Source organism: Roseateles sp., assembly GCF_039595595.1.
Lineage (GTDB): Bacteria > Pseudomonadota > Gammaproteobacteria > Burkholderiales > Burkholderiaceae_C > Roseateles.
This window is the reverse complement of the sequence record NZ_JBCNLG010000009.1, coordinates 99,714-125,868: the sequence shown is the minus strand read 5'-3', so window position 1 is coordinate 125,868 and position 26,155 is coordinate 99,714. Positions and strand designations below refer to the sequence as shown.

Below are 26,155 nucleotides of genomic sequence, written 5' to 3'. Positions count from 1 at the left end.
CGCTAGAGTCCCTGTTTTCCCCGAGGGGTGACGTGCCGGCCGCGCGCCGGCGGAAGGAAGGCGATGGGCATCCGGTCCTGGGTCCGCAAGGAATGGTTTCTGATGGCGCTGGTCGGCGCCGTGGCGCTGGCCAGCGCCTGGCCCGACCTGGGCCGCAGCGGCGGCCTGCTGCGGCTGGAGGTGGTCAGCAACTGGGGCGTGGCGCTGGTCTTCTTCCTGACCGGCCTGGGCCTGTCCGCCGCGGCCCTGCGCGACGGCGCGCTCAAGTGGCGCGTCCATCTGCTGGTGCAGCTCAGCACCTACGTCCTGTTCCCGCTGCTGTGGTGGGGCTTCACCGCCCTCTTCGGCCGCTGGCTGCCCACCGATCTGGCGCTGGGCTTCGCCTACCTGTGCGCGCTGCCGTCGACGATCTCCTCCTCGGTGGCGATGACGGTGCTGGCCAAAGGCAACGTGCCCGCCGCCATCTTCAACGCCAGCGCCTCCAGCCTGCTGGGCATCGTGCTGACGCCGCTGCTGGTGGCGCTGATGGCCGGCACCAGCGGCGCCACGCTGCCCTTCGGCGAGGCGGTCTGGAAGCTCACCCAGCTGCTGCTGCTGCCGCTGGTGGCGGGCCAGCTGCTGCGGCCGCTGCTGCTGCGCTTCTACACCGCCCACAAGGCGCGCATCGCGCTGATCGACCGCTGGGTGATCGTGCTGCTGGTGCTGTCGGCGTTCAGCGACTCGGTGGCCTCGGGGCTGTGGCGCGACCATGGCGCGGAGCTGCTGGTCAAGGCCGCGCTCGGCGCCGCGCTGCTGCTGGCCGCGGTGATCGTGCTGAGCCGCCTGGCCGCGCGCGCGATGGGGCTGCCGGTCGAGGACGAGATCGCCGCCGTCTTCTGCGGCTCGAAGAAGACGCTGGCCTCGGGCGTGCCGATGGCCAAGCTGCTGTTCGGCGCCCACCCGGCGGTGGGGGTGATCGTCCTGCCCATCATGTTCTATCACCAGCTGCAGCTGATCCTGTGCTCATGGCTCGCCCAGCGCTACGCGGCACGCGCCGCGCACGCCTAAAATCGCCGGCTCCCCCGCACGCGGCCGCGCCTATCCAGGCGCCGGGCGTGCCCGGGACCACCGCAGCCCACATCGCGCCATGACACGCAAGCTCTTCGTCACCACCGCCCTCCCGTACGCCAATGCGAACTTCCACATTGGCCACGTCATGGAGTACACCCAGGCCGACGTCTGGGTGCGCTTCCAGCGGATGATGGGCAGCGAAGTGCACTTCGTCTGCGCCGACGACGCGCACGGCGCGCCGATCATGATCGCGGCCGAGAAGGCCGGGAAGACGCCGCAGCAGTTCGTCACCGACATCGCGTCGGGCCGCAAGCAGTACCTGGACGGCTTCCACGTCAGCTTCGACAACTGGCACTCCACCGACGGCGCCGAGAACCACGAGCTGTCCAAGGAGATCTACAAGGCGCTGCGCGCCAACGAGCTGATCTCGGTGAAGACGATCGAGCAGTTCTTCGATCCGCAGAAGTCGATGTTCCTGCCCGACCGCTTCATCAAGGGCGAATGCCCCAAGTGCGGCGCCAAGGACCAGTACGGCGACTCCTGCGAGGTCTGCGGCGCGGTCTACACGCCGACCGAGCTGAAGAACCCGTTCTCGGTGCTGACCGGCGCGACGCCGGTGATGAAGAGCTCGGAGCACTATTTCTTCAAGCTGTCCGACCCGCGCTGCGTCGAGTTCCTCGAGCAGTGGACCCAGACCCCCGGCCGCCTGCAGCCGGAGGTGCTCAACAAGATCAAGGAGTGGTTCGCCAAGGACGAGGACGGCAAGGGCGGCCTGGGCGACTGGGACATCAGCCGCGACGCGCCCTACTTCGGCATCGAGATCCCGGATGCGCCGGGCAAGTACTTCTACGTCTGGCTGGACGCGCCGATCGGCTACCTGGCCTCGCTGAAGAACTACTTCGGCAAGATCGGACGCGACTTCGACGCCTTCATGGCCGACCCGTCCACCGAGCAGATCCACTTCATCGGCAAGGACATCACGTATTTCCACACGCTGTTCTGGCCGGCGATGCTGCACTTCAGCGGCCGCAAGACGCCCAACCACGTGTACGTGCATGGCTTCCTGACCGTCAATGGCGGCGAGAAGATGTCCAAGAGCCGTGGCACCGGCCTGGATCCGCTGAAGTATCTGGCGCTCGGCATGAATCCCGAGTGGCTGCGCTACTACCTGGCCGCCAAGCTCAACGGCAAGGTCGAGGACCTGGACTTCAATCCGGAGGACTTCGTCGCCCGCGTCAACTCGGACCTGGTGGGCAAGTACATCAACATCGCCAGCCGCGCGGCGGGCTTCCTGTCCAAGCGCTTCGACGGGCAGCTCTCGGCGGACGTCGGCGTCGAGGGCCTGACGCTGCTGGACGCGCTGCGCGCCCACAAGGCGACCATCGCCGAGCTGTACGAGACCCGCGAGTTCGGCAAGGCGCTGCGCGAGATCATGCTGCTGGCCGACCGCGTCAACGAGTACGTCGACCAGAACAAGCCCTGGGAGCTGGCCAAGCTCGAGGGCAAGGGCCAGGTGCTGCAGGACGTCTGCAGCGTCTGCATCGAGGCCTTCCGCCTGCTGACGATCTATCTGAAGCCGGTGCTGCCGGCGCTGGCCGCCAAGGTCGAGACCTTCCTGCAGGTCGCGCCGATGTGCTTCGCCGACGCTGATCGCGCGCTGGGCGCGCACAGGATCGGCGGCTACGAGCATCTGATGCAGCGCGTCGACCCGAAGATGCTGGAGGCGCTGTTCGAGCCGCCCGCCCCCCCCAAAGTGCTGCCCGGCGGCGAGGAACTCGCGCCCGAGATCAAGATCGACGACTTCGCCAAGGTCGACCTGCGCATCGCGAAGATCGTGAAGGCGGAGACGGTCGAGGGCTCGGACAAGCTGCTGCGCCTGACGCTGGACGTCGGCGAGGGCCGGCTGCGCAATGTCTTCAGCGGCATCCGCAGCGCCTACCAGCCGGAGCAACTCGAGGGCAAGCTCACCGTGATGGTGGCCAACCTGGCGCCGCGCAAGATGAAGTTCGGCCTGTCCGAGGGCATGGTGCTGGCCGCCAGCCACGCCGACGAAAAGGCCCATCCCGGCATCTTCGTGCTGGAGCCCTTCCCCGGCGCCCAGCCCGGCATGCGCGTGCGCTGAGCGCGGCCCCTAGAATCCGACCCCAGTTTTCGAACCCCGATCAAGAGACGACCATGCCGCTGTTCTGGAAGAAATATGAATCCGAGGCCACCCAGTTCATCAATGAACTGAAGGCCAAGAAGCCGACGCTGGAAGCCGAGCAACGCGCCGGCCGCGCGCTGCTGTGGGACCGCGAGCAGGACCGCCAGGCCCAGGCCGGCTACAACGACGCCCGCGTCGCGCAGCAGCCCTACGTCTACCAGACCAAGTCGGACTGACTCGGCCGCTGCCGACCACCTGCCGTCGCCCCGCTGCGTGAGCAACGCCGACGACACGCGCGATCCCGCCCTGACGCTGCCGGAGGACCCGGCGGATCAGGGCGGCAGCGCTTCTTCGCCCGAGGCGGTGGACAACGTCGCCGTCGCGCGGCTGTATGGCGAACCGCTGTTCGCCATGCCGCAGGACCTCTACATCCCGCCGGATGCGCTGGAGGTGTTCCTGGAAGCCTTCCAGGGGCCGCTGGACCTGCTGCTGTACCTGATCCGCAAGCAGAACTTCAACATCCTGGACATCCCGCTGGCCGAGGTCACCAAGCAGTACCTCAGCTACGTCGAGCAGTTGCGCAAGCACAACCTCGAGCTGGCGAGCGAGTACCTGCTGATGGCCGCGATGCTCATCGAGATCAAGTCGCGGATGCTGCTGCCGCCCAAGAAGAGCGATGACGGCGCCGAGCCCGAGGACCCGCGCGCGGAACTGGTGAGACGGCTGCTCGAGTACGAGCAGATGAAGCAGGCCGCGCTGCGGCTGGACCAGATGCCGGTGCTGGGCCGCGACTTCCTGCGCGCGCAGATCCACATCGAGCAGTCGCTGGCGCCGCGGCTGCCGGACGTCAACGTCGACGACCTGCGCGCCGCCTGGGCCGAACTGATGCGGCGCGCCAAGCTCAATCAGCACCACAAGATCTCGCGCGAGCAGCTGTCGGTGCGCGAGTACATGTCGCACCTGCTGCGAAGGCTGCAAGGTCAGCGCTTCGTGGAGTTCGAGGATCTGTTCGAACTGGACCGCGGGCCGCAGGTGCTCGTCGTGTCCTTCATCGCGATGCTGGAGCTGTCGCGGGAGCGCCTGGTCGAGATCACGCAGGCGGAAGCCTTCGCGCCAATCTACGTGCGGCTGGCCTACTCGCCGTCCTGAGCGGCGGCGAACAGCGCCAGCAACAGCGCCAGCATCAGGCGCTGGATCAGCGGAAGGTCGTGAACGCCGCGTTCGGCTGACGCTGGACCATCTGGCCGACCGCCAGCACCGCCTGCGTGCGCGAGCTGACGCCCAGCGCCTTCAGCACAGCGGCGACGTGGTCCTTGATGGTCTCGACCGACACGCCCAGTTCACGGGCGATGATCTTGTTGGGCTTGCCTTGCAGCAGCAGCGCCAGCACGTCGGTCTGACGCGGTGTCAGTTGCAGGCTCTCCAGCCCCGCCGTGGTCTGGTAGCCGGCCTGACTGGCCAGCGCCTGGACCTGGTGCAGCTTGGCATTGACCGGCGCCGCGCTCTCGGCGACGACGATCGGCTCCGGCTCGGGGGCGTCGGAGCCCAGCGACATCGGCGGCACGTAGATACCGCCCGACATCACCAGCTTCAGCGCCTGCGCCAGCACGTCATTGCCGGTGCGCTTGGGAATGAAGCCCATCGCGCCCTGGTCGATCGCCCGGATCACGTCGCTGGCGCGGTCGGACGCGGAAATCACCACGACGGGCAGCGACGGGTATTGCGCGCGGAATTCCTCCAGCACGTCGAAGCCGCTGGCATCGCCCAGATTCAGATCCAGCAGCACCAGATCGAAATCCTGGCGCGACTTGAGCGTATCCCGCGCCTGAGCCGCGCTGTCGGCACCCAGGACCTGCACGTCCTCTCCCAGACCTTGAATCACAGTCTGGAGCGCGGCCAGGATCAGCGGGTGGTCGTCGATCAGCAAAACCCTCACGGGCGTGTCTCCTTGGATGGGTTGGACGAAGCAGGCCCTGCCACCGTCCCAAATGACTTCTTGAACCAGGGCGCGATCATAGGCGCGCGCCTTGGACCGGGCACTCCCCCTTACGGTGGCGTCGCTACCAGCGGAAAGTTCTATTGGCAAACCCAGAATTTTGTATTCGCACATCGAAGTAACAGCCCGAAAAGGCTATTTCTCCGGCGTGTCGCTGGATAAATGAAGCAGGGGAACTGATCAAAACGATCGCGCAGGGCGATGAGCGGACGCCCCGCCGGGCGCGCGCTCAGCGGTATTGACGGGTCAGCGATTCGGCGATGCAGACCGGCTTGCCGCCGGCCTCCGACTCGACGGTGACCTCCACCATCATCTGGACGCCCCCCTCGATCGCCTCCAGGCGCTTGAGCACGAAGCGCCCGCGCAGGCGGCTGCCCACCGGCACCGGCGCCGGGAAGCGCACCCGGTCGAGTCCGTAATTGATCCCCATCCGGACTTCATTCACCCGAAAGGCGGTCTCGTAGAAGCGCGGCAGCAGGCTCAGCGTCAGGAAGCCGTGCGCGATGGTGGTGCCAAAGGGGCCCTGCGCGGCGCGCCGGGGGTCCGTGTGGATCCACTGCTGGTCCTCGGTCGCGTCCGCGAAGGCCTGGATCCGCGGCTGATCCACCGCGATCCAGCCGGACACGCCGATCTCCTGCCCCACCAGGGGGGTGAGGTCTTCCAGCTTCTCGAACATCCGCATCCCGATCTCCTGTCCTGTTGAAGTCGTCAGGCGCCGGGGCGGAAGCGGACGGATCACTCCTTGCCGACCGGGGTCGACCGTTCCAGCCAGGCGCACAGCCCTTGCCATTGCTCCAGATCGCGCGCCACCCGGCCCGGGGCGATGTCCCAGAGCGTCAGGCCGCGGGCGGCCAGCTGCACGTAGTTCTGGGTGTCGCGCAGCTCGGCCAGCAACGGCAGCCCGAGCTGCTCGATGAACTGGTGCAATTGCTGCTGCGACAGCGTCCCCTCGCGCACCCGCATGGCCACCAGGCCGATCTCGGGCGCCGCGCCGGGCTTGTCGCGAGCGTGGACGGCATCTTGCAGCTCGCGGATGAAGTCGTATGTCGCCTGGATGTCAAACAGGCTGGGCTGCAGGGGCACGACCACCCGGTCCGCCACCTTCAACGCCTGCGTCAGGCGCTTGCCGCGCAGGCCGGCCGGCGTGTCCAGCACCGCGTGCGACACGCCCTTGGGCGTGCGCAACTGCTCGGCCGAGGCCAGCTCCCAGCCCCGGATCAGCGGCAACGCCGCAGGCCGCTGCGCCAGCCAGCGCGCCGACGACTGCTGGCGGTCGATGTCGCCCAGCATGGCCGCCAGGCCCCGATGGGCCAGGAAGCCCGCGATGTTGCTCGCGAGCGTGCTCTTGCCAACCCCGCCCTTCGGATTGGCGACCAGGATCACCGGCATGGCGTCTCCTCTCCTCGATGAGGTGCGCGGGATGTTATGCGATACCGCAAAATCCGCCGCCATGAGCGCTCCCCCGTCCATCCTGATCCTGTCCGCGCATCCGGACCTTGCGCATTCCCGCGTCACGCGGGCGATGCTGTCCGCCGCCCACGGGACGCCCAACGTCCGCGTGCGCGACCTCTACGCGCTCTATCCCGATTACGCGATCGACACCCACGCGGAGCAGGAGGCGCTGCGCGACGCCGAACTGCTGGTGTGGCTGCATCCGATGCACTGGTACGGCATGCCGGCGCTGATGAAGCTGTGGGTCGACGAGGTGCTGAGCGTGGGCTTCGCCTACGGCCAGACCGGGCACGCGCTGCACGGCAAGGACCTGTGGCTGGTCACCTCGACCGGCGGCAGCGCGCACTCCTACAGCCCCGGCGGCTACAACCGCCATCCGGTCGGCGATTTCCTGCTGCCCTACGCGCAGACCGCCGCGCTGTGCGGCATGCGCTTCCTGCCGCCGCTGGTGCTGCATGGCGCGCAGAAGGCCTCGGCCGAGCAGGTCCAGGCCCATGCCCAGGCCTTCCTCGAAGGCCTGCGCGCGCTGCCCGAGTGGTGCGAGCGCCAGCCCGAGCCCGCCCAGGAGGCGGTCCCCGACGACGAGCGCCCGGTGCGCGAGGAAGGAGCGCCGGTCTGATGGAAGCCTCTCATGGCAACTGGCTGCTGACGCCCCTCGTGCTGCTGGCCGCGGCGGTGCTGGCGGTGCCGCTCGCCCGCGGACTGAAGCTGGGCTCGATCCTGGGCTACCTGGTGGCCGGCGTGCTGCTCGGGCCGCAGGTGCTGGGCCTGATCAGCCAGCCCGCGACGGTGCTGGAGGTCGGTGAATTCGGCGTCGTGCTGATGATGTTCCTGGTCGGCCTGGAGCTCGAGCCCAAGCGGCTGTGGGCGATGCGCCGGCCGATCTTCGGCTGGGGCTCGGCGCAGATGCTGGGCTGCGCGGCGCTGCTGCTGATCCCCTCGTTCTTCCTCGACGCCGACTGGCACGCCGCGGTGATCGCGGCGCTGGGCCTGGCGATGTCGTCCACGGCGGTGGCGCTGGCCACGCTCAGCGAGAAGAACCTGGGCAACACCCGCGCCGGCCAGAGCGTCATCAGCGTGGCGCTGCTGCAGGACATCGCCGCCATCCCGGTGCTGGCGCTGGTGCCCATCCTGGCCAGCCAGGGGCGGCCCGCCGGCGGCCACTCGGGCGGACGGATCTGGCTGGCGCTGGGCGCGCTGGTGCTGATCGTGCTCGGCGGGCGCCTGCTGCTGCGTCCGCTGCTGCGCTGGATCGCGCGCAGCGGCACGCCGGAGATCTTCACTGCCGCCTCGCTGCTGCTGGTGCTGGCCGCGGCGATGCTGATGCAGAAGGTGGGACTGTCGATGGCGCTGGGCGCGTTCGCGGCCGGCGTGCTGCTGGCCGAGAGCGAATACCGCCGCGCCCTCGAGGCCGACCTGGAGCCCTTCAAAGGACTGCTGCTGGGCATGTTCTTCATCGCGGTGGGCATGGGCCTGGACCTGAGCGTGCTGTGGCACAAGCCCTTCGCCGTGCTCGGCCTGCTGGCGGCGCTGTGGCTGTGCAAGGGCGTGGTGCTGGCGGTGCTGGGCCGGCTGATGGGTCTGCCCAGGCCGGAGCGCGCGGTCTTCGTGATCCTGCTGGCCCAGGGCGGTGAATTCGGCTTCGTCGTGTTCCAGTTGGCGGAGCAGGCCACGCTGCTCGACGCCGCGCAGCGCTCGGTGCTGGTGGCGGCGGTGGCGCTGTCGCTGGCGCTGACCCCGGCGCTGCTGGCCTGGGCGCAGCGGCGCGCCGGGCAGGTGGAGCGCCGCTCGCCGCACGAGCTCAAGGAGCAGCAGGAATCCGCGGTGATCATCGCGGGCTTCGGCCGCTACGGGCAGATCATCGGGCGGATGCTGTTCGCCAACGGCATCCCGGCCACGGTGCTGGACCACGACGCCGACACGGTCGAGTCGCTGCGGCGCTTCGGCTGGCGGGTGTTCTGGGGCGACGCGACGCGGCTGGAGCTGCTGCGCATCGCCGGCGCCGAGCGCGCCCATGTGCTGGTGCTCGCGGTGGACGACTTCAACCACAGCGTCAAGATCGCCGAGATCGCGCGCCAGCACTTCCCGCACCTGACCATCGTCGCGCGGGCGCGCAACGTGCAGCACTACTACGCGCTGCGCGAACTCGGCGTGGAACTGATCGAGCGCGAGACGCTGGACTCGGCGCTGATGAGCGCGCGCTCCGTGCTGGAGCAGCTCGGCTGGGAGCGCCACGCGGCGCGGCAGATGGCGTGGCGCTTCCGGCGTCATACCGTCGAGCAGACCGAGGAAATGCGACCACACCGCGGCGACCTGGACACGCTGATCGCGATGTCCAAGCGCGGCCGCGAACAGCTGGAGGAGCGGCTGGCAGCGGAGCGCCGGGAACTGGCGGACGGCCGCAGGACCCAGCCCTGGCAGGAGCCTCACCAGGCGCCCGGGTCGGCGCCCGTTCCGTCCGATCAGCCCCAGCCGGGCAAGGCCTGAGCGCCCCGGCGACAATCGCGCCCCTATGTTTGCCCCTTCCCAACTCGAGGTCCGGCGCTTCTTCTGCCAGACCTACCGCAAGCAGCGCGACGGGCTGCCGCTCACGCCGATGGAGGCGATCGCCTCGGACTGGATCACGCAGCATCCGGAGTATCACGACGAGCTCGCCGACGAGGACGCGGCGCTGGCGGCCGTCTACACGGTGGAGGACGGCCGCACCAATCCGTTCCTGCATCTGTCGATGCACCTGAGCCTGATCGAGCAGCATCAGATCGACCAGCCCACCGGCGTGCGCCAGGCGCTGGACCTGCTGGCGGCGCGCCGGCAGTCGCTGCACGAGGCGCATCACGAGGCGATGGAATGCCTGGGCGAGATGATCTGGAGCTCGCAGCGCAGCGGCCTGCCGCCGGACGGTCACGCCTACCTGGATTGCCTGCGGCGCAAGGCGACGCGCACGCCGGTCTGAGGCCGCTCGCGCCGCCGGGACGGTCCAGGCCATGAAAAAGGCCACGCATCGCGTGGCCTTCTTCTTTCGGGAGGGGATCCGGCTCAGGCCTGGATCGATCCGCCCAGCGCCGACTTGCGCTCGTTCTTGCCGGAGGCGCCGTACAGGCCCGACGGCTCGCCGGGCATCAGCACGTCGATGGCCCGGTCCAGCGCCGCGGTGGCGCGGGCCAGCGACTCGCGCTGCGCGGCGACGCGGCCGCCCGCCTGCATCAGCCGGGTCCGCAGCACCGCCGGCACCGAACCGGTGCGCGCGGCCGCGCTGAACTGCTCGATCGCCCGCGCCAGCGCGGCGTGCAGCGCCGCGGCGTGCAGTTCGATCGCCTGCGAATCGCGCCGATGCAGCGCCTCGCCCAGCAGGTTGAGGCAGCTTTCGACGTCCTGCAGCGGTTGCTCCAGGTCGGCGGCGGTCGTGGTCAGGGGCGTGGCAGTCATGGCATCACCGGAAAACCGTTGGGTGTGGGCGCGTCAGCTGAGATTCTTGCGATCGAGCGTCAGTGCGACGACTGCTGGGCCCGGCCGAGCATCTCGCTCGCGTTGGCGATCAGCTTGTCGGCGATCGCGTCGGCGTTGATCTTGAACTCGCCCTTCTCGATCGCGCTGGCGATGCGCGCCACCTTTTCCGCGTCGAAGCTGCCGTCATCGGACGTGGTGCCCGAAATCAGGCTGCTCGCCGTGCTCGACAGCTCGACGGTGGCGCCGGCGGCCTCCGAGGCCTTGGCGCCGCCCGGCTTGGCGGCCTTCGAGCCGCCGTCGACGGCGCCCGAAGCAGTGCCGCCCACTTTCGAGTAGGCGTTCAGGTCAGCGTTGTTACCGATCTTCATGGCAAATCTCCATGGGCCCGTGGACTGCCGGACCCCTTCCAATAACGGGCTTATCGACCCGCCTGGGCGGAACTTGAGGGGCGCGCTTCACAAATTCGACAGATCGCGCGAAAACAGTGCTCACAGTACCACCTCCACGCGACGTTCACCGATCGTACGCCCGGTGACCATGCGGCCATTGTCGAAGCGCACCCGGACATCCTGGCCTTCCAGCCCGACGCCCATCGCCTGGCCTTCGCCGGCGATGGCATAGCCGTCCCCGGTCGCCATGACCTGCACCCGGTCGCCCGGCTGCACCCATTGGCGCAGCTTCAGGTCGGCGGAGCGCAGGGCCTCGCCGGCCGCGACCGGCTTGGCCAGATGGCGTCCGACCCAGCCGTCCGCTTGTGTATAGATGGCGCCGGCCTCGCCGGCAATATCGACTTCGGCCAGACGCAGGTGATCTTGAGTCAGGACCGTGCCCGCAGGAAGGTCAGATGCCGCGACATAGGCCGGTCCGTAGACCTTGATCGTCAGCGGCAGCGTGACATTCCACTTCGTCACGCCGGCCAGGCAGCGCAGGCCCAGCCGCGTGCGGCCCCACATCTTCGATCCAGGCGGCAGATAAGGCTGGATCTGCGCGCAGGGCGCCAGGCGCAGGCGCGGGTCCAGCCGGCCCAGTTCCACCTCGACGCGGGCCTGATTCGGCGCCACCTGGCGCGCGCCAGCCATGGCCAGCGTCTGCAGCCGGTCCTCCAGCGTCGCGTCGAGCGCGCCCAGCCCGGAGCCATTGGGTTCGCCCGTCGACGTCTGCGAGGCGGCTGCGACCTGAACGGTCTGCGCCTGCGCCACGTCCAGCCACCCGAACATCATCCACACGGCCAGCAGCGCGCCCGCCAGCAGGGCGGGCAGCGCCAGCGGGGCACCGGCATGAGAGTGGGGGCAGCTTGTCGGCATGAGGCGCAACTGTACGGATCCAGGCCGCGCCATTGGCTTGGAAATGCGCCCGGATCACCCGTCTTATCGCGCTCATGTTTTCCGGGCCGCTGCCCACAATGCCCGAACGTGAACAAACGGCCGTGGCTCCCGCCCGCCGGACCGGTCCCCGAAGGAGATCGCCATGATGAACAGACTGACCGACGCGATGAATTTCCAGGCCCAGGCGCTGACCCTGCGGGCCGAGCGTCAGCGCCTGCTCGCCAGCAACATCGCCAACGCCGACACCCCGGGCTACCAGTCCAAGGACATGGATTTCGCCAAGGCGCTGCGCGCGGCGACCTCCCCCGCCGCCGGGACCGATTCCAACCAGACCCTCACGCAGCGCACCCAAAGCGCGCTGCAGAGCAGCCTCAGCGCCATGACCAGCATGGACAGCAACACCGTCGACATGGACCGCGAGCGCGCCAGCTTCGCCGACAACACGGTGAAGTACGAGGCCTCGCTGCGTTTCCTGAACGGCTCCATCCGCACCATGCTGGATGCGATGAAGTCGCCCAACGCCGCCTGACGCCGCGCGCTGAATCAAGGAGCCCGTCATGTCGATGTTCAGCATCTTCCATATCAGCGGCAGCGCGGTGAGCGCGCAGAGCCAGCGCCTGAACGCGGTCGCCAGCAACATGGCCAACGCCGACACCGTGGCCGGCCCCGACGGCCAGGCCTACAAGGCGCGCCAGGTGGTGTTCCAGAGCGTGCTGGCGCAGAACGGCACCGACCAGACCGACGTCGGCGTGCAGGTGGTGGGCGTGCAGGAGAACCAGACCCCGGGCCGCCGCGTCCACGACCCCAGCCATCAACTGGCCGACGCCGACGGCTACGTCACCTACAGCAACGTCAACAGCGTGGAGGAGATGGTCAACATGATCTCGGCCTCGCGCTCGTACCAGAACAACCTCGAGGTCATGGGCACCGCCAAGTCGCTGCTGCTCAAGACTTTGCAGATGGGCCAGGGCTGAGGCCCGGCGCTTCATAGAACGAACCGACCGGAAGGCCCGTCATGGACTACACCTCGCTGAACGTCAACTCGAGCACCAACAAGACCTCGACGAGCTCGGCCGCCCAGAGCAGCGGCGCCGCCGACACCCAGGACCGCTTCCTGAAGCTGCTGGTGGCGCAGATGCAGAACCAGGACCCGATGAACCCGATGGACAACGCGCAGGTCACGACCCAGCTCGCGCAGATCCAGACGGTGACCGGCGTCGGAACGCTGAACAACAGCATCCAGAGCCTGTCCAGCCAGTTCCAGCAGATGCAGGCGCTGCAGAGCGTCAGCCTGGTCGGCCGCGACGTCACCGTCCCCGGCAACAAGGTCACGGTGGCCGACGGCAAGGCGACGATGAACTTCGACCTGGCCGACGCCGCCGACACCGTCAAGCTGGAGGTGCTCAACGGCGCCGGCGCGGTGATCTCGACGCAGGACCTGGGCAAGATGAAGGGCGGCAGCCAGAGCTACACCTGGGATGCCTCCAAGGCGAGCGAAACCGCCAACCTGACCTTCCGCGTCACCGCGACCAAGTCCGGCAACGCCGTCACCGCCACGACGCTGATGCGCGACACGGTGCGCGCCGTGAACACCACCGGCGCGACGCTGCAACTCGATCTGAAGAATTCCGGCCTGGTCGACTACGACAAGGTCCGCGCGCTGGGCTGATCCCGGCATCTCCCAACCGCCCCCGACCGAACCGCCCAAGGACATCCCCATGAGCTTCCAACAAGGCCTCTCCGGACTGAACGCCTCCAGCAAGAACCTGGAGGTCATCGGCAACAACATCGCCAACGCGCAGACCTACGGCGCGAAGTCGTCGCGGGCCGAGTTCGCGGACCTGTACGCCTCGGCGCTGAACGGCGCGGGCACCAACCAGATCGGCATCGGGGTGCAGATCCAGACCGTGGCCCAGCAGTTCACGCAGGGCAACATCTCGATCACCGAGAACCCGATGGATCTGGCCGTCAACGGCGCGGGCTTCTTCCAGGTCAGCGACGGCAAGAACCCCACGACCTACACCCGCAACGGCCAGTTCAAGGTCGACAAGGACGGCTTCATCGTCAACAACAGCCAGCTCAAGCTGCAGGGTTACCCCGCCGATGCCAACGGCGTGATCCAGCCCGGCCTGGCCCAGGCGCTGAAGCTGCCCACCGGCGGCATCGACCCCAAGACCACCGGCAACATCAACATGGAGTTCAACCTGGACTCCCGCGCCGGCCCGACCGCCGCCTACGACCTGACCGATCCGGCGGACCCGAACTCGGCCAAGATCGACAAGACCGGCCTGACGCTGAACGACCCGACGACGTACAACAACGCCACGTCGATGACCGTCTACGACGCCAAGGGCCAGCCGATCGCGCTGACCATGTACTACCAGCGCGCCAACAACGACGACGCCAACGGCAACACCGTCTGGAACGTCTACCTGACGGCCAACGGCTCGGCGGTGCAGTTCGACTCCAAGGGCAACCCGATCGAGACCGACGACGGCAAGCCCTCGGGCAATCCGCTGACGCCGTTCACGCAGATGACCTTCCTGCCCACCGGCGGCAAGCCCGTCTCGCCCGGCCCGAGCGAATTCCTGAACCTGAAGATCCCCGCCGGCGTGAACTCGCAGGGCGCCCCGACGCTGCCCATCCCCTCGCCGCCCGCCGACCCGTCCGATCCGTCGGTGCAGGGCATCAAGCTGGACCTGCGCTCGGCCACCGAGAACGGCTCCAACTTCGCCGTCACCGACCTGAAGCAGGACGGCTACGCGCCGGGCCAGCTGGTGGGCATCAAGATCGAGGACAACGGCATCGTCACCGCCCGCTACTCGAACGGCGAATCCAAGCCGGCCGGCCAGGTCGAGCTGGCGAACTTTCGCAATCCGCAGGGCCTGCAGCCGCTGGGCGGCAACCTGTGGGCGCGCACCAACGCCTCGGGCGATCCGGTCGTGGGCGTGCCGGGCGACGGCAACCTGGGTTCGCTGACCCCGGGCGCGCTGGAGGAATCCAACGTCGACCTGACCTCCGAGCTCGTGAACATGGTGACCGCGCAGCGCGTCTACCAGGCCAACGCGCAGACCATCAAGACGCAGGACCAGGTCCTGCAGACGCTGGTCAACCTGCGCTGACGCCGGCATGAGCACCGCCCCCGCTGTTTCCGCCCCGCGCTGAGGACCTCCCATGGACCGCATGATCTACCTGTCGATGAGCGGCGCCCAGGCGGCGATGTCGCGCCAGGACGTGCTCTCCAACAACCTGGCCAACGCCAACAGCAACGGCTTCCGGGCCGAGCTGCAGGCCTTCCGCGCGGTGCCCATCCGCGGCGACGGCGCCACCACCCGCGCCTTCGCGCTGGAGACGACCACCGGCCACGACCTGTCGGCGGGCCCGGTGTCGACCACCGACCGCAACCTGGACGTGGCCATGAAGGGCAAGGCGTGGATGGCGGTGCAGGCGCTGGATGGCACCGAGGCCTACACCCGCGCTGGCTCGATGGACGTCGACCAGGACGGAGTGCTGAGGCTGCGCAACGGCCTGCAGGTGCTGGGCGACGGCGGCACGATCACGGTGCCGCCCAACTCGACGATCTCGATCGGCGACGACGGCACCGTGGTGGCCAAGGCCGACGGCCAGCGCCCGGTCAACATCGGCAAGATCAAGCTGGTGACCGAGGACGGCCGCTTCACCCGGCGCGATGACGGCCTGTTCATCGCCGACGGCGGCGACCCGCTGCCCGCCGATCCCAATGCCCGGCTGCAGTCGGGCGCGCTCGAGGGCTCCAACGTGAGCCCGGTCGAGACCATGGTCGGCATGATCGCCGCCGCCCGCCAGTTCGAGCAGCAGATGAAGCTGCTCTCGATCGCCCAGACCCACGGCCAGGCAGCCTCCAAGCTGCTGTCCGACAGCTGATCCGTTCGCTGAACGGATCCGCCCGCACCGCACAGGAATCAGGAGTCCCCGATGCTTCGTTCGCTCTGGACCGCCAAGACCGGCATGGAAGCCCAGCAGACCCAGCTGGACGTCATTTCCCACAACCTCGCCAACGTCTCGACCAACGGCTACAAGAAGTCGCACGCCGTCTTCGAGGACCTGATGTACCAGACGCTGCGCCAGCCCGGCGCCAACAACACCGAGCAGACCACGCTGCCCACCGGCATGCAGGTCGGGCTGGGCGCGCGCGCGGTGGCGACCTCGCGCAGCCACTCGCAGGGCAGCCTGACGCAGACGTCCAACAACCTGGACGTGGCCGTCAAGGGCAACGGCTTCTTCCAGGTCCAGATGCCGGACGGCACCACCGCGTACACCCGTGACGGCAGCTTCCAGCTCGACCCCAACGGCCAGATCGTCACCAACAACGGCAACACGGTGCTGCCCGGCATCATCGTGCCGGCCGACGCCAAGTCGCTGACCATCGGCGCGGACGGCACGGTCAGCGTCACCACCGCCGCCAGCGCCACGCCCACCACGCTGGGCCAGCTGCAGCTGGCCAACTTCATCAACCCGCCGGGCCTGGAGTCGCTGGGCGGCAACCTGTACGCCGAGACCGTGGCCTCCGGCACGCCGCAGACCGGCGCCCCCGGCACCAACAGCCTGGGCACGGTGCAGCAGGGCTTCGTCGAAACCTCGAACGTCAACGTGGTCGAGGAACTCGTGCAGATGATCCAGACCCAGCGCGCCTACGAAATGAATTCCAAGGCGATTCAGACCACCGACCAGATGCTCCAGAAGCTGTCGCAGATCTGACCCGCCTGAGCCCTGCTGATCGAGCGACCGGGCGACGGCCGCCCCGGCGACCATGCGAGGGCCCGCGCCGTTGTCCGCGATCCAAGGAGTTGTCATGCAATCGATCCCGTCTTCTTCCCGAGCGCTTGCCCGTCTGGCGAGCCGGCTCAGTGTTCCCGCCGCCGCGCTGGTTCTCAGCGCCTGCGGCACGATGTACCCGCAGCCGCGCGTGGACATGCAGCCCGCGCCGGTCGTGAAGATGCCCGAGCCGATCCCGGCCTCCGCCAACAACGGCGCGATCTACCAGAACGCCAACTACCGCCCGCTGTTCGAGGATCACCGCGCCCGCCTGGTCGGCGACATCGTCACCGTGCAGATCACCGAGAAGGTCAGCGCCTCGCAGAAGTCGAGCAGCGAACTGGACAAGACCGGCGCCATCGGCGCCGGCGTGACCGCGATCCCGGGCTTCAGCCCGAATTCGTTCGCCAACGGGCGGGCGGAGGTGGCGGGCACCTCGTCCAACAAGAACACCGGCAAGGGCACGAACGAGAACACCAACGACTTCTCCGGGACGATCACCGCGGTGGTCACCGGCGTGCTGCCCAACGGCCACCTGCTGATCTCGGGCGAGAAGCAGGTCGGGGTGAACAACAACGTCGACGTGCTGCGCTTCTACGGCCAGGTCGACCCGCAGTCCATCCGCCAGGGCAACACCGTCCCGTCGACGGCGATCGCCAACGTGCGGGTCGAGCAGCGCGGCCGCGGCGCCGTGGCCGACGCCCATGGAATTGGCTGGCTATCCCGCTTCTTCTTGAACCTTTCGCCCATTTAAGTTTCCCCACAATCGGTCACACGAGTCTGGCAACCGTGTGACCGAGATGTACCCCTCCACCTTCCCCCGCTTCCTCTCCCGCAGCTCTGAAGGCGCCCTGCGCCTGCTGGCCCCTGGCCTGCTCGCGCTGATGGCCCTGCTGTCGGTGGCGACGCCGGCGCAGGCCACGCGCATCAAGGAGGTCGCGGCCGTGCAGGGCGTGCGTTCCAACCCGCTGACCGGCTACGGCCTGGTGGTGGGCCTGGACGGCACCGGCGACCAGACCACCCAGGCGCCCTTCACGGGCCAGAGCATGACGGCCATGCTGCAGCAATTCGGCGTGCTGCTGCCGCCCGGCGTGACCATGCAACCGCGCAATGTCGCGGCGGTCATGATCACCGCCCAGCTTCCCCCCTTCGCGCAACCCGGCCAGCCGCTGGACGTCGTCGTCTCCTCGATGGGCAACGCCAAAAGCCTGCGCGGCGGCACGCTGATCGCCACGCCGCTGCGCGGCGCCGACGGCCAGGTCTACGCGATCGCCCAGGGCAACCTGATCGTGGGCGGCGCGGGCGCCTCGGCGGGCGGCTCCAAGGTCCAGATCAACCACCTGAGCGCAGGGCGCATCCCCGGCGGCGCGCTCGTCGAGCGCAGCGTGCCCACGCCGCTGCAGCAGAACGAGTGGCTGCAACTGGACCTCAACAGCTCCGATTTCGGCACCGCGCGCGCCGTCGCCAAGGCCATCAACAAGTCCAAGGGCGAAGGCACCGCGATGGCGGTGGACGGCCGCGTCATCCGCGTGCGCGCGCCGCTGGCGCCGGACGCCCGCGTCGCCTTCCTGGCCGACATGGAGAACCTGGCCTTCGACCAGGAGATCCCGGCCGCCCGCGTCGTGATCAACGCCCGCACCGGCTCGGTCGTCATGAACCAGGCGGTCACGCTGCAGCCCTGCGCGGTCGCGCACGGCAACCTGGCGGTGACCATCTCCAGCACCCCGCAGGTCAGCCAGCCCAATGCGCTGTCAGGCGGCCAGACCACGGTCACGCAGAAGACCGACATCTCGATCAAGCAGGACCCTGGCTCGCTGATCCAGCTGCCGGCCGGCGCGCGGCTCAATGACGTGGTCAAGGCGCTGAACACGCTGGGCGCCACGCCTCAGGACCTGCTGGCGATCCTCCAGGCGATGAAGAGCGCCGGCGCCCTGAACGCCGAGCTCGAGGTGATCTGACATGGCCCTCTCCACCCCACTCGGCACCGCCCTCGGCATGGGGGCGAACTTCGGCAGCAATGGACTGTCCTCGGACACGCGCTCCGTCGAGCAGCTGAAGTCGACCGCCTCGCGCGACCCCAAGGCCGCGGTCAAGGAGACCGCGCGCCAGTTCGAGGCGCTCTTCATGCAGGAAGTGATGAAGAGCATGCGCCAGGCCACGATGAGCAGCGGCATGATGGACAACTCGGCGACGCAGATGGGCGGCGAGATGCTGGACCAGCAGTACGCGGCGAAGATGACCGGCCTGCCCGGCGGCCTGTCGCAGGCGATCGAGCGCCACCTGCAGCGCCAGCTCGGCGTCAAGGACGGCGAGCTCCCCAGTGCCAAGGACGCCACCAAGGTCCAGCAGTTGCCGGCGCTGGCGGTCAAGAACGTGCAGCCGCACGTGCAGGATTTCATCCTCAAGCACGACGGCGCCGCCAAGGCCGCGCAGGCCTCCACCGGCATCCCGGCCAGCTTCATGATCGCGCAGGCCGCGCACGAGTCCGGCTGGGGCAAGCGCGAGATCATGAACAAGGACGGCTCGACCAGCTTCAACGTCTTCGGCATCAAGGCCGGCGGCAGCTGGACGGGCAAGGTCGCCGAGGTGCCCACCACCGAATACGTCGACGGCAAGCCGATGCGCGTGATGGCCAAGTTCCGCGCCTACGGCAGCTATGAAGAGGCGTTCAAGGACTACGCCAAGCTGATCAGCGGCAACGACCGCTACCGCGATGTCGTGGCCAAGGCCAACACCGGCAGCGCCGAAGGCTTCGCCAAGGGCCTGCAGAAGGCCGGCTACGCCACCGACCCCGAGTACGCGACCAAGCTCGCGCGCACGATCAACACCACGATGCGCGTGCAGCGCGCGCTGGCCTGATCGCGCGGCGACGGGCTGACGCCGAAGGACCGAGGAGACCCCCATGAGCACCTCACCGCTGCTGTCGCTGGGCATGCGCGCCATGTTCGCCAACCAGGCGGCGCTGCAGACCATCGGCCAGAACATCGCCAACGCCAACACGCCGGGCTATTCGCGCCAGGAGGTGGTGCTGACGACGCCGGAAGGCCAGTTCACCGGCGCGGGCTACTTCGGCAAGGGCGTCAACGTGGAGACGGTGACCCGCTCCCACAACGAGTTCCTGACCCGCGAGGCCGCGGCCGCCAAGTCGCAGGCCTTCATGGACACGACCATGCAGGCCCAGCTCGGGCAGCTGGAGAAGCTGTTCCCGACCGGCTCGGACGGCCTGGGCCAGTCGGCCAACGACTTCCTGAACGCGCTGGTCGACGTGGCCAGCCGCCCGGCCGACCCGTCCGCGCGGCAGGTGGTGCTGGGCAAGGCGCAGGCGCTGGCCTCGCGCTTCCAGAGCGCCGGCCAGCAGCTGGCCGACCTGCAGTCGGGTGTCGTCAGCGACATGAACGCCGACGTCAAGCAGGTCAACGAGCTGGCCAAGCAGATCGCCGCGGCCAACGACCAGATCGCGCGCTCGGCCGGCAGCAGCCACACGCCCAACGACCTGCTCGACAAGCGCGACCAGCTGATCTCGCAGCTCAGCCAGTACGTGCAGGTCACCACCGTGCCCAACAGCCGTGACGGCACCACCGGTGTCTTCATCGGCGGCGGCCAGGTGCTGGTGCTGGGCGGCCAGGCGCAGCAGCTCTCGGTCACGCCCGATCCCTATGACGGCGCGCGCGGGCAGCTCTCGATCAGCGACACGGCCGGCACGCGCGCGCTCGACGAGAGCACGCTGACCGGCGGCTCGCTGACGGCGCTGCTGCGCTACCAGAACACGCACCTGCAGGACGCCCGCAACCTGCTGGGCCAGATGGCGACCGCCGTGGCCACCCGCATCAACGAGCAGCAGAAGCTGGGCATCGACCTGAAGGCGCAGGCCGGCGGCCCGCTGTTCACGATCGCCGATCCGAACGTGCTGCCCGCCTCGACCAACCGCGGCGACGCCAAGCTCACGGCCACCGTCACCGACGGCTCGCTGGTGCCGGCGCTGTCCTTCACCGTCACGCCGGATCCGACCGGCACGCCCGACAGCTACCAGATCGCGGTGCGCCCCGGCGGCCAGCCCACGATCATGAGCAACGACCAGATCAAGCAGGCCTACGGCGTCAGCCTGTCGATGACCGGCACCATGCAGCAGGGCGACAGCTTCCTGCTGGAGCCGGTGGCCGGCGCGGCAGGCAGCTTCAAGCGCGCGATGGACGACCCCAGCGGCCTGGCCGCCGCGGCGCCGATCGTGGCCACCGCCGACGTCAACAACAAGGGCACGGCGACCGTCGATTCGCTGTACGCCGTCAACGAGAAGTTCGACAAGAGCAAGCAGCCGGCGACGGTGCAGTTCGGCACCGTCAACGCCGACAACAGCATCAACTACACGATCACGCTGTCGGACAACACCAGCGTCAGCGGCGTCTGGAAGGCCGGCACCGCGATCGGCAACGATCCGGCGGGCGGCGTGGACCTGGGCTTCGAGCTGCGGCTCAACGGCGTGCCGCGCGAGGGCGACAAGATCGCGATGCAGGTCTCGGACGCGGTGGTCTCGACCAACAACGGCAACGCCAAGGCCTTCGTGGCGCTGCAGAGCGAGCCCTTCGTCGGCAAGCAGCTGCAGGCCAACGGCACGCTCACGCGCGGCCAGACCGTCAACGAGGCCTACGCCGCGTCGATGGCCGACATCGGCTCGCGCGTGCAGGGCGCGGACTACCTGGCGCAGGTCTCGACCTCGGTCGCCTCCGACGCCGAGACGACGCGCTCCAGCCAGGCCGGCGTCAACCTGGACGAGGAAGCCGCGCGGCTGATGCAGTTCCAGCAGGCCTACCAGGCCTCCGCCAAGATGCTGCAGACCGCGCAGAGCCTGTTCGATCAATTGCTGAGCATCGTGTCGCGCTGAGCGCGCCCGTGCGCTGCCGACCATCTGAACCCCGAGGGACCGAGCCATGCGACTCTCCACCGCCAACATGTTCGACGCCAGCATCTCGACGCTGCAGCGCCGCCAGCAGGAGATGCAGGACGCGCAGCAGCGCCTGACCACCGGCAAGCGCGTCAACAAGGCCAGCGACGACCCGACCGGCGCGGCGCGGGCCGAACGCGCGCGCACCTCGATCGGCCAGGTCGATGCCAGCCAGCGCGCGCTGGACGCCAGCCGCAACAGCATGACGCTGGCCGAGAGCGCGCTGGGCGACGCCAACGAGCTCATGCAGCAGATCCGCGAGACCCTGGTGGCCGCCGGCAACGCCAGCTACAGCGATCCGGAGCGCCAGGGCCTGGCGACCAAGATCCAGGGACTGCGCGACCAGTTGCTGGCGATCGCCAACCGCGGCGACGGCGCGGGCGGCTACCTGTTCTCGGGCCAGGGCACCTCGGGCGTGCCCTTCCTGGACAACCCGGTGCAGCGCGACGCGTCGGGCAACCGCGTGGGCGGCGGGGTCGGTTTCGAGGGCGTCTCGGGCAACGTCACCACCGGCAACCTGGAGAACTACCCGCTCAGCGTCGACGGCCGCATGGCCTGGGAGCAGGCGCGCTCGGGCAACGGCACCTTCGTGACCGGACCGGCGCCCAACGCGCTGACGGGCAAGGCCTCGACCGGCTACATCGACTCGGGCCGCGTCACCGACCCGGCGCAGGTCACCGGCGACAGCTACAGCATCGTCATCAGCGGCGCGGCGCCGTCGCAGACGTATACGGTCTTCAATGAATCGCAAGGCCATGTCCCGGTCGCGAGCGACAACTACGCCGCCGGCAACACCATCAAGTTCGCCGGCATGGCCATGACGGTGGCCGGCGCGCCGTCCGATGGCGACACCTTCACGGTCAAGCCGTCGACGGCCGACCTGAAGGTCTTCGACGTGCTGGACCGCACCATCGAATCGCTGAAGAAGACCGGCCGCACCGGCCCCGAGATCACGCAGGACAACCTGATGAACCTGCGCGACCTGGACGCGGTGGTGGGCAACCTGACCAATGTGCGCAGCCAGGTCGGCGAGCAGATGAACAATCTGGACGGATCGGAATCGCGGCTGCAGACGCTGAAGGTTTACAACCAGGCTGAGCAATCTGCCGCAGAGGATCTGGACATGACGCAGGGCATTTCCGATTTCCAGAACCAGCAGACGGGCTACGATGCGGCGCTGAAGACCTACTCGATGGTGCAGCGCATGTCGCTGTTCCAGTACATCAACTCCTGATGCGCCGATCTGCATGAACTCGACACACGCCGTGCTGGGCCAAGTGGCCCTGGGGTACGCGCCCCTGGTTTCCAAGTCCCTCGAGATCGAGGCCACCCGCGTCACGGTATTCGCCCTTCGCCCGGAGGGGACCCCGGCCGCGGGCGAGTTGCTGGCGGCGCTGGCCGATGCCTTCCCCGCCAAGCCGGTGCTGCTGAACGTGGCGCACGAGGGTCTGCTCAAGGGGCTGCTGGCGACGGCGCTGCCGGGCAACATGAAGATCGAGGTGCCGGCCTTCCTGCTGTCGGACGCGGAAGTCGCGGCCCAGGCGCAGGCGCGCGGCGCGCTGCTGAAGGGCCGCTCCGACGCGGCCGGCTTCAAGCAGGTGGTGCTGGACCTGCAGGACCTGAGCGGCGGGCCGCTGCCGGCCGGCAAGTCGGTGCTGGTGTCGGGCGCGCGCAGCGCGGCGGATTTCAAGCAGGCGCTGGACGCCGGCGCGGCCGGCGTGCTGGGCTGGACGGTGCATGGCGAGTTCGAGGCCCCGGCCGCGCCGGTGGCGCGCAATGACGCGCAGGCGGATCTGCAGGTGATCGTGGAGCTGATGTCGCGCGTCGACCAGGGCGAGGATGTCGAGCGGCTGGAGCAGACGCTCAAGCGGGACCCGAGCCTGGCGTTCAAGCTGCTGCGTTACATGAATTCGGCGGCCTTCGGCCTGTCGGTGGAAGTGTCGTCCTTCCGGCACGCCATCATGCTGCTGGGCTACGCGCGGCTGCGCCGCTGGCTGGCGCTGCTGCTGGCCACGGCGAGCAAGGACCACGCGATGCGCCCGGTGATGTTCGGCGCGCTGCGCCGCGGCCTGGTGATGGAAGAGCTGGCCAAGGGCATGTCGGACTCGGAGGTCCGGGACGAGATGTTCATCTGCGGCCTGTTCTCGCTGCTGGACCACATGCTGAAACAGCCCTTCGACAAGCTGCTGCAGTCGATCCCGGTGCCGGAGCGGGTGCGTCAGGCGCTGGTCGACAAGACCGGGCCGTATCACGGCTACCTGCAGCTGGTGCAGGCGATCGAGAACGAATCGGGCCTGGATGTGCGCGATGCACTGGACTCGCTGATGCTCGGCCCCGACGAAGTCAACCACGCGGTGCTGCGCGCGCTGGAAAAGGCCGCTCAGCTCGAGTGAACGCCAGGTGCGGCGACCGGGACACGCCCAGCCTCATACACTCGCGGCGTGTCGCCCCAACTCCCCCTTGCCTCTCCTGATCTCGACGCGCTGCGCGCCTTGCTGACGGCACGCGGGCTCGAGTTGCCCGGCCTGCTCGCCGGCCTGTGGGATGGATCCTGGCCGGCCTTCGTGCTCGACGCCAAGGGCCAGGTCTTGCTCGCCAACGCGCGTCTGCAGTCCCTGATGGGCGAGGTCTCGCTCCAGGGCGAGCGCCTGCTCCCCAGCGGCAAGGCGCAGGAACTCCGCCTCGTCGACGATCAGGGCCGCGAGCACCTGCTGCATTCCTGGGTGCACCCGCTGGAAGGCGGCCTCGGCCTGGCGCTGCTGCAGGACCACAGCCCCGAGCTCGCCGCCCGCGAGCGCGCCGACCGGATGCAATCCGAGATCGACCAGTGGCTGGACCTGTGCCCCCTGCCCGCGCTGATGCACGACGACCAGGGCCTGCTGCTGCGCTTCAACGCCGCGTTCTCGGCGCTGTGCCGCCGCCTGAACCCGCAGATGCCGATCAGCCTGCACGAGCTGCCGCCCGAGTGGCGCGAGCTGCTGCACGCAAAGGCCCCTGAATCCGGCCAGGAATCGCAGCGCAACGCGCTGCTCGCGCCGCCGGGCGACCGCCGCCGCTGGATCCGCGTTCGCGCGCGGCGGCTCAGCGGCCCATGGACGCGGCCGCGCACACTGGTGATGCTCGAGGACCGCAGCGCCGAGCAGGACCTGGAGCTCGCGCAGCAGCAGCTGCAGACCTTGATGGACACGGCGGGCGTGGGCCTGGCGACCTTCCAGCCCGAGGCCGGATGGTCGCGGCCCGGCGTCGACGGCACGCCCGCGAGCGCCGCCTCCGCCGCCGACGGCCTCAAGCCCGCACCCGCGCTGCAGGGCGTCAACCGCGACATGGTCGAGCCCGACTCGCGCGCCGAGTACGAGAAGCTTCAACTCGCGCTCAAGCAGGCCGTGCCGGCGGTGGCGCGCTACGCGGTGCGGCATCCCGAGCATGGCCTGCGCTGGCTGATGACCCGGGTCGAGATCGGCCAGCTCGCCTCGGGCCAGAAGACGACCTCGGTGCTGACCGTCGACATCACCGACCACCAGCAGGCGCAGGAACGCAACGAGCTGCTGCAGCACTCGCTGCAACTGCAGACGGAGCGCGAGCGCGCGGTGCTGGACTCGGTGCTGGTGGGCATCGTGACGGTGGGCCGCGAGGGCATCGAATGGATGAACCGGTCCGCGCGCCGCATGTTCGGCGGCGACCTGCCCGAATTCGCCGGCCAGCCCATCAGCAGCGTCGCGACCGACGCGCCGGACCATCCGTTCCGGCAGACGCATTACCTCGACGACCTGCCCGAAGGGCAGGCGGAGACCTTCGAATGCCGGGTCGTGGCGCGCGACGGCCGCGAGTTCTGGGTGGTGGGCAACGCGGTGGCGACGGTGGGGCCGGACGGCGCGCGCCAGCTCACCTACGCGCTGCTGGACATCGAGCGCCGCCGCCAGGCCGAGGCGCAGAGCCTGCAGGCGCAGGCCTCGCTGCACCGCATCATCGAAGCCGCGCCGATCGCCATCAGCCTGCACGACGCGCGCACGCTGCAGGTGCGGCAGATCAACCAGGCGGCGGCCGCGCTGGCCGGCCGGCCCGAGGAAGAGCTTCTGGGCGCGAGCCTGGAAGCGCTGTTCGGCGCCGGCCAGGAGGTGGAGACGATCCGCGCGGACATGGAGTTCGCGCTCCAGAGCACCGAGGTGCTGCAACGCGAGTACCGGTTGACGGTGCGCGGCCAGGCGCGGATCTGGGACGTGCGGCTGCTGCACCTGGCGGGCGTCAACGATGCCAGCGGCGAGCTCGAGCCGGAGCAGTTGCTGATGGTCGCCAGCGACGTGACGCAGCAGCGCGCGCAGGAGGCGGCGCGCCTGGAGGCCGCGATCGCGCAGCGCGAGCTGCTGGTGCGCGAGGTCCATCACCGGATCAAGAACAACCTGCAGGGCGTGGCGGGTCTGCTGCAGCAGATCGCGGCGCGGCGGCCCGAGGTGCGCGGCGTGATCAACGAGGCGGTGGGCCAGGTGCAGGCGATCGCGCAGGTCTACGGGCTGCAGGTGGGCATGTCGGGGCCGCTGCGGCTGCGCAAGGTGGTCGAGGCGGTGATGGGCTCGGTGCAGCGGATGTTCGGGCGCGAGATCCTGGTCGAGGTCGACGGCGCGATGGCCGAGCAGTCGCACCGCTGGGGCCTGCCGGAGGCCGAGGCGATCCCGATCGCGCTGACGCTCAACGAGCTCTTCACCAACGCGCTCAAGCATGGCGGCCAGGCGCCGGTGCGCTGCGAGCTGCGTTTCGATCCGGAGCAGGTGCTGCTGCGCATCCTCAACCAGGGGCAGTTGCCGGCGGGTTTCGACCTGGCGCAGGTGCGCGGCGGGGTATCGGGCCTGGGACTGGTGCGGGCGCTGCTGCCGCGCCGCAGCGCGCTGCTCGGGCTGACGCAGGAGGGCGAGCAGGTCGTGTGCGAGCTCAGCCTGTGGCCGCCGGGGGTGCAGTTGCTCGAGGCCTTGTGACCACCCGAAACCCTGCCGCCCTGCGCCTGCGCACGCGGCATT

At 69.0% G+C, this 26,155-nt stretch carries 26 protein-coding genes; 20 read left to right on the top strand and 6 right to left on the bottom strand.

Annotation, left to right across the window (positions count from 1 at the left end):
* Positions 1 to 63: 63 nt before the first annotated feature.
* From ABDW61_RS13470 to ABDW61_RS13455, 4 genes are all read left to right on the top strand, one after another.
* Positions 64 to 1,047, top strand: a complete 984-nt coding sequence (locus ABDW61_RS13470) for a bile acid:sodium symporter family protein (RefSeq protein ID WP_343639314.1) — start codon at positions 64 to 66, stop codon at positions 1,045 to 1,047.
* 79 nt (positions 1,048 to 1,126) lie between these two features.
* Positions 1,127 to 3,172: a methionine--tRNA ligase gene (metG, locus tag ABDW61_RS13465; RefSeq protein ID WP_343639313.1), complete on the top strand. Its 2,046-nt coding sequence runs from the start codon at positions 1,127 to 1,129 to the stop codon at positions 3,170 to 3,172.
* Between the two features lie 53 nt (positions 3,173 to 3,225).
* Positions 3,226 to 3,429, top strand: coding sequence for a DUF3460 family protein (locus ABDW61_RS13460; protein ID WP_343639311.1), 204 nt, complete (start codon positions 3,226 to 3,228; stop codon positions 3,427 to 3,429).
* Positions 3,430 to 3,499: 70 nt separating this feature from the next.
* Positions 3,500 to 4,342 (top strand): ScpA family protein, encoded by an 843-nt coding sequence (locus ABDW61_RS13455; RefSeq protein ID WP_343639425.1) that lies wholly within the window; start codon positions 3,500 to 3,502, stop codon positions 4,340 to 4,342.
* Between the two features lie 46 nt (positions 4,343 to 4,388).
* On the opposite strand, the gene ABDW61_RS13450 is transcribed toward ABDW61_RS13455, so the two are convergent.
* From ABDW61_RS13450 to ABDW61_RS13440, 3 genes are all read right to left on the bottom strand, one after another.
* Positions 4,389 to 5,129: a response regulator transcription factor gene (locus ABDW61_RS13450; RefSeq protein ID WP_343639310.1), complete on the bottom strand. Its 741-nt coding sequence runs from the start codon at positions 5,127 to 5,129 to the stop codon at positions 4,389 to 4,391.
* Between the two features lie 289 nt (positions 5,130 to 5,418).
* Positions 5,419 to 5,871, bottom strand: a complete 453-nt coding sequence (locus ABDW61_RS13445; protein ID WP_343639309.1) for a MaoC family dehydratase — start codon at positions 5,869 to 5,871, stop codon at positions 5,419 to 5,421.
* Between the two features lie 53 nt (positions 5,872 to 5,924).
* Positions 5,925 to 6,578 (bottom strand): ParA family protein, encoded by a 654-nt coding sequence (locus ABDW61_RS13440; RefSeq protein WP_343639308.1) that lies wholly within the window; start codon positions 6,576 to 6,578, stop codon positions 5,925 to 5,927.
* 61 nt (positions 6,579 to 6,639) lie between these two features.
* On the opposite strand from ABDW61_RS13440, the gene ABDW61_RS13435 reads away from it, so the two are divergent.
* From ABDW61_RS13435 to ABDW61_RS13425, 3 genes are read left to right on the top strand one after another with little or no spacing between them, the layout of a single operon-like run.
* The gene (locus tag ABDW61_RS13435) at positions 6,640 to 7,260 is read left to right on the top strand and encodes an NAD(P)H-dependent oxidoreductase (RefSeq protein WP_343639307.1); all 621 of its coding nucleotides are present in this window, start codon (positions 6,640 to 6,642) and stop codon (positions 7,258 to 7,260) included.
* On the top strand, positions 7,260 to 9,128 hold the full coding sequence (kefC, locus tag ABDW61_RS13430) for a glutathione-regulated potassium-efflux system protein KefC (RefSeq protein WP_343639306.1): 1,869 nt from the start codon (positions 7,260 to 7,262) through the stop codon (positions 9,126 to 9,128). Before ABDW61_RS13435 ends, kefC begins: the two co-directional genes overlap by 1 nt.
* 25 nt (positions 9,129 to 9,153) lie before the next feature.
* Positions 9,154 to 9,594 carry a DUF1841 family protein gene (locus ABDW61_RS13425; protein ID WP_343639304.1) on the top strand — a complete coding sequence of 147 codons (441 nt, stop codon included), beginning with the start codon at positions 9,154 to 9,156 and terminating at the stop codon, positions 9,592 to 9,594.
* An 83-nt stretch (positions 9,595 to 9,677) separates the two neighbouring features.
* On the opposite strand, the gene ABDW61_RS13420 is transcribed toward ABDW61_RS13425, so the two are convergent.
* From ABDW61_RS13420 to flgA, 3 genes are all read right to left on the bottom strand, one after another.
* Positions 9,678 to 10,067, bottom strand: a complete 390-nt coding sequence (locus tag ABDW61_RS13420; RefSeq protein ID WP_343639303.1) for a hypothetical protein — start codon at positions 10,065 to 10,067, stop codon at positions 9,678 to 9,680.
* A 59-nt stretch (positions 10,068 to 10,126) separates the two neighbouring features.
* A complete protein-coding gene (gene flgM, locus ABDW61_RS13415) occupies positions 10,127 to 10,456 on the bottom strand; it encodes a flagellar biosynthesis anti-sigma factor FlgM (protein WP_343639302.1) in 330 nt (109 codons plus the stop codon).
* Between the two features lie 120 nt (positions 10,457 to 10,576).
* Positions 10,577 to 11,392 (bottom strand): flagellar basal body P-ring formation chaperone FlgA, encoded by an 816-nt coding sequence (flgA, locus tag ABDW61_RS13410; RefSeq protein WP_343639301.1) that lies wholly within the window; start codon positions 11,390 to 11,392, stop codon positions 10,577 to 10,579.
* A 163-nt stretch (positions 11,393 to 11,555) separates the two neighbouring features.
* On the opposite strand from flgA, the gene flgB reads away from it, so the two are divergent.
* From flgB to ABDW61_RS13345, 13 genes are all read left to right on the top strand, one after another.
* A complete protein-coding gene (gene flgB, locus ABDW61_RS13405) occupies positions 11,556 to 11,942 on the top strand; it encodes a flagellar basal body rod protein FlgB (RefSeq protein WP_343639299.1) in 387 nt (128 codons plus the stop codon).
* Positions 11,943 to 11,970: 28 nt separating this feature from the next.
* A complete protein-coding gene (gene flgC, locus ABDW61_RS13400; protein ID WP_343639298.1) occupies positions 11,971 to 12,387 on the top strand; it encodes a flagellar basal body rod protein FlgC in 417 nt (138 codons plus the stop codon).
* Positions 12,388 to 12,428: 41 nt separating this feature from the next.
* Positions 12,429 to 13,082, top strand: coding sequence for a flagellar hook capping FlgD N-terminal domain-containing protein (locus tag ABDW61_RS13395; RefSeq protein WP_343639297.1), 654 nt, complete (start codon positions 12,429 to 12,431; stop codon positions 13,080 to 13,082).
* 49 nt (positions 13,083 to 13,131) lie between these two features.
* The gene (gene flgE, locus ABDW61_RS13390; RefSeq protein WP_343639296.1) at positions 13,132 to 14,535 is read left to right on the top strand and encodes a flagellar hook protein FlgE; all 1,404 of its coding nucleotides are present in this window, start codon (positions 13,132 to 13,134) and stop codon (positions 14,533 to 14,535) included.
* Positions 14,536 to 14,587: 52 nt separating this feature from the next.
* Positions 14,588 to 15,316: a flagellar basal-body rod protein FlgF gene (flgF, locus tag ABDW61_RS13385; RefSeq protein ID WP_343639294.1), complete on the top strand. Its 729-nt coding sequence runs from the start codon at positions 14,588 to 14,590 to the stop codon at positions 15,314 to 15,316.
* A 51-nt stretch (positions 15,317 to 15,367) separates the two neighbouring features.
* Positions 15,368 to 16,150 carry a flagellar basal-body rod protein FlgG gene (gene flgG / locus ABDW61_RS13380; protein ID WP_343639292.1) on the top strand — a complete coding sequence of 261 codons (783 nt, stop codon included), beginning with the start codon at positions 15,368 to 15,370 and terminating at the stop codon, positions 16,148 to 16,150.
* A 94-nt stretch (positions 16,151 to 16,244) separates the two neighbouring features.
* The gene (locus ABDW61_RS13375) at positions 16,245 to 16,961 is read left to right on the top strand and encodes a flagellar basal body L-ring protein FlgH (RefSeq protein ID WP_343639290.1); all 717 of its coding nucleotides are present in this window, start codon (positions 16,245 to 16,247) and stop codon (positions 16,959 to 16,961) included.
* Positions 16,962 to 17,091: 130 nt separating this feature from the next.
* Positions 17,092 to 18,165, top strand: a complete 1,074-nt coding sequence (locus ABDW61_RS13370; RefSeq protein ID WP_343639424.1) for a flagellar basal body P-ring protein FlgI — start codon at positions 17,092 to 17,094, stop codon at positions 18,163 to 18,165.
* 1 nt (position 18,166) lies between these two features.
* A complete protein-coding gene (flgJ, locus tag ABDW61_RS13365) occupies positions 18,167 to 19,066 on the top strand; it encodes a flagellar assembly peptidoglycan hydrolase FlgJ (RefSeq protein ID WP_343639288.1) in 900 nt (299 codons plus the stop codon).
* A 43-nt stretch (positions 19,067 to 19,109) separates the two neighbouring features.
* On the top strand, positions 19,110 to 21,086 hold the full coding sequence (flgK, locus tag ABDW61_RS13360) for a flagellar hook-associated protein FlgK (protein ID WP_343639286.1): 1,977 nt from the start codon (positions 19,110 to 19,112) through the stop codon (positions 21,084 to 21,086).
* A 46-nt stretch (positions 21,087 to 21,132) separates the two neighbouring features.
* Entirely contained in the window at positions 21,133 to 22,380 is a 1,248-nt protein-coding gene (flgL, locus tag ABDW61_RS13355) for a flagellar hook-associated protein FlgL (RefSeq protein WP_343639285.1), read from the top strand.
* 13 nt (positions 22,381 to 22,393) lie between these two features.
* Positions 22,394 to 23,539 (top strand): HDOD domain-containing protein, encoded by a 1,146-nt coding sequence (locus tag ABDW61_RS13350; protein ID WP_343639284.1) that lies wholly within the window; start codon positions 22,394 to 22,396, stop codon positions 23,537 to 23,539.
* Between the two features lie 48 nt (positions 23,540 to 23,587).
* Positions 23,588 to 26,113, top strand: coding sequence for a PAS domain-containing protein (locus ABDW61_RS13345; protein WP_343639283.1), 2,526 nt, complete (start codon positions 23,588 to 23,590; stop codon positions 26,111 to 26,113).
* The last annotated feature ends 42 nt before the right edge of the window (positions 26,114 to 26,155 follow it).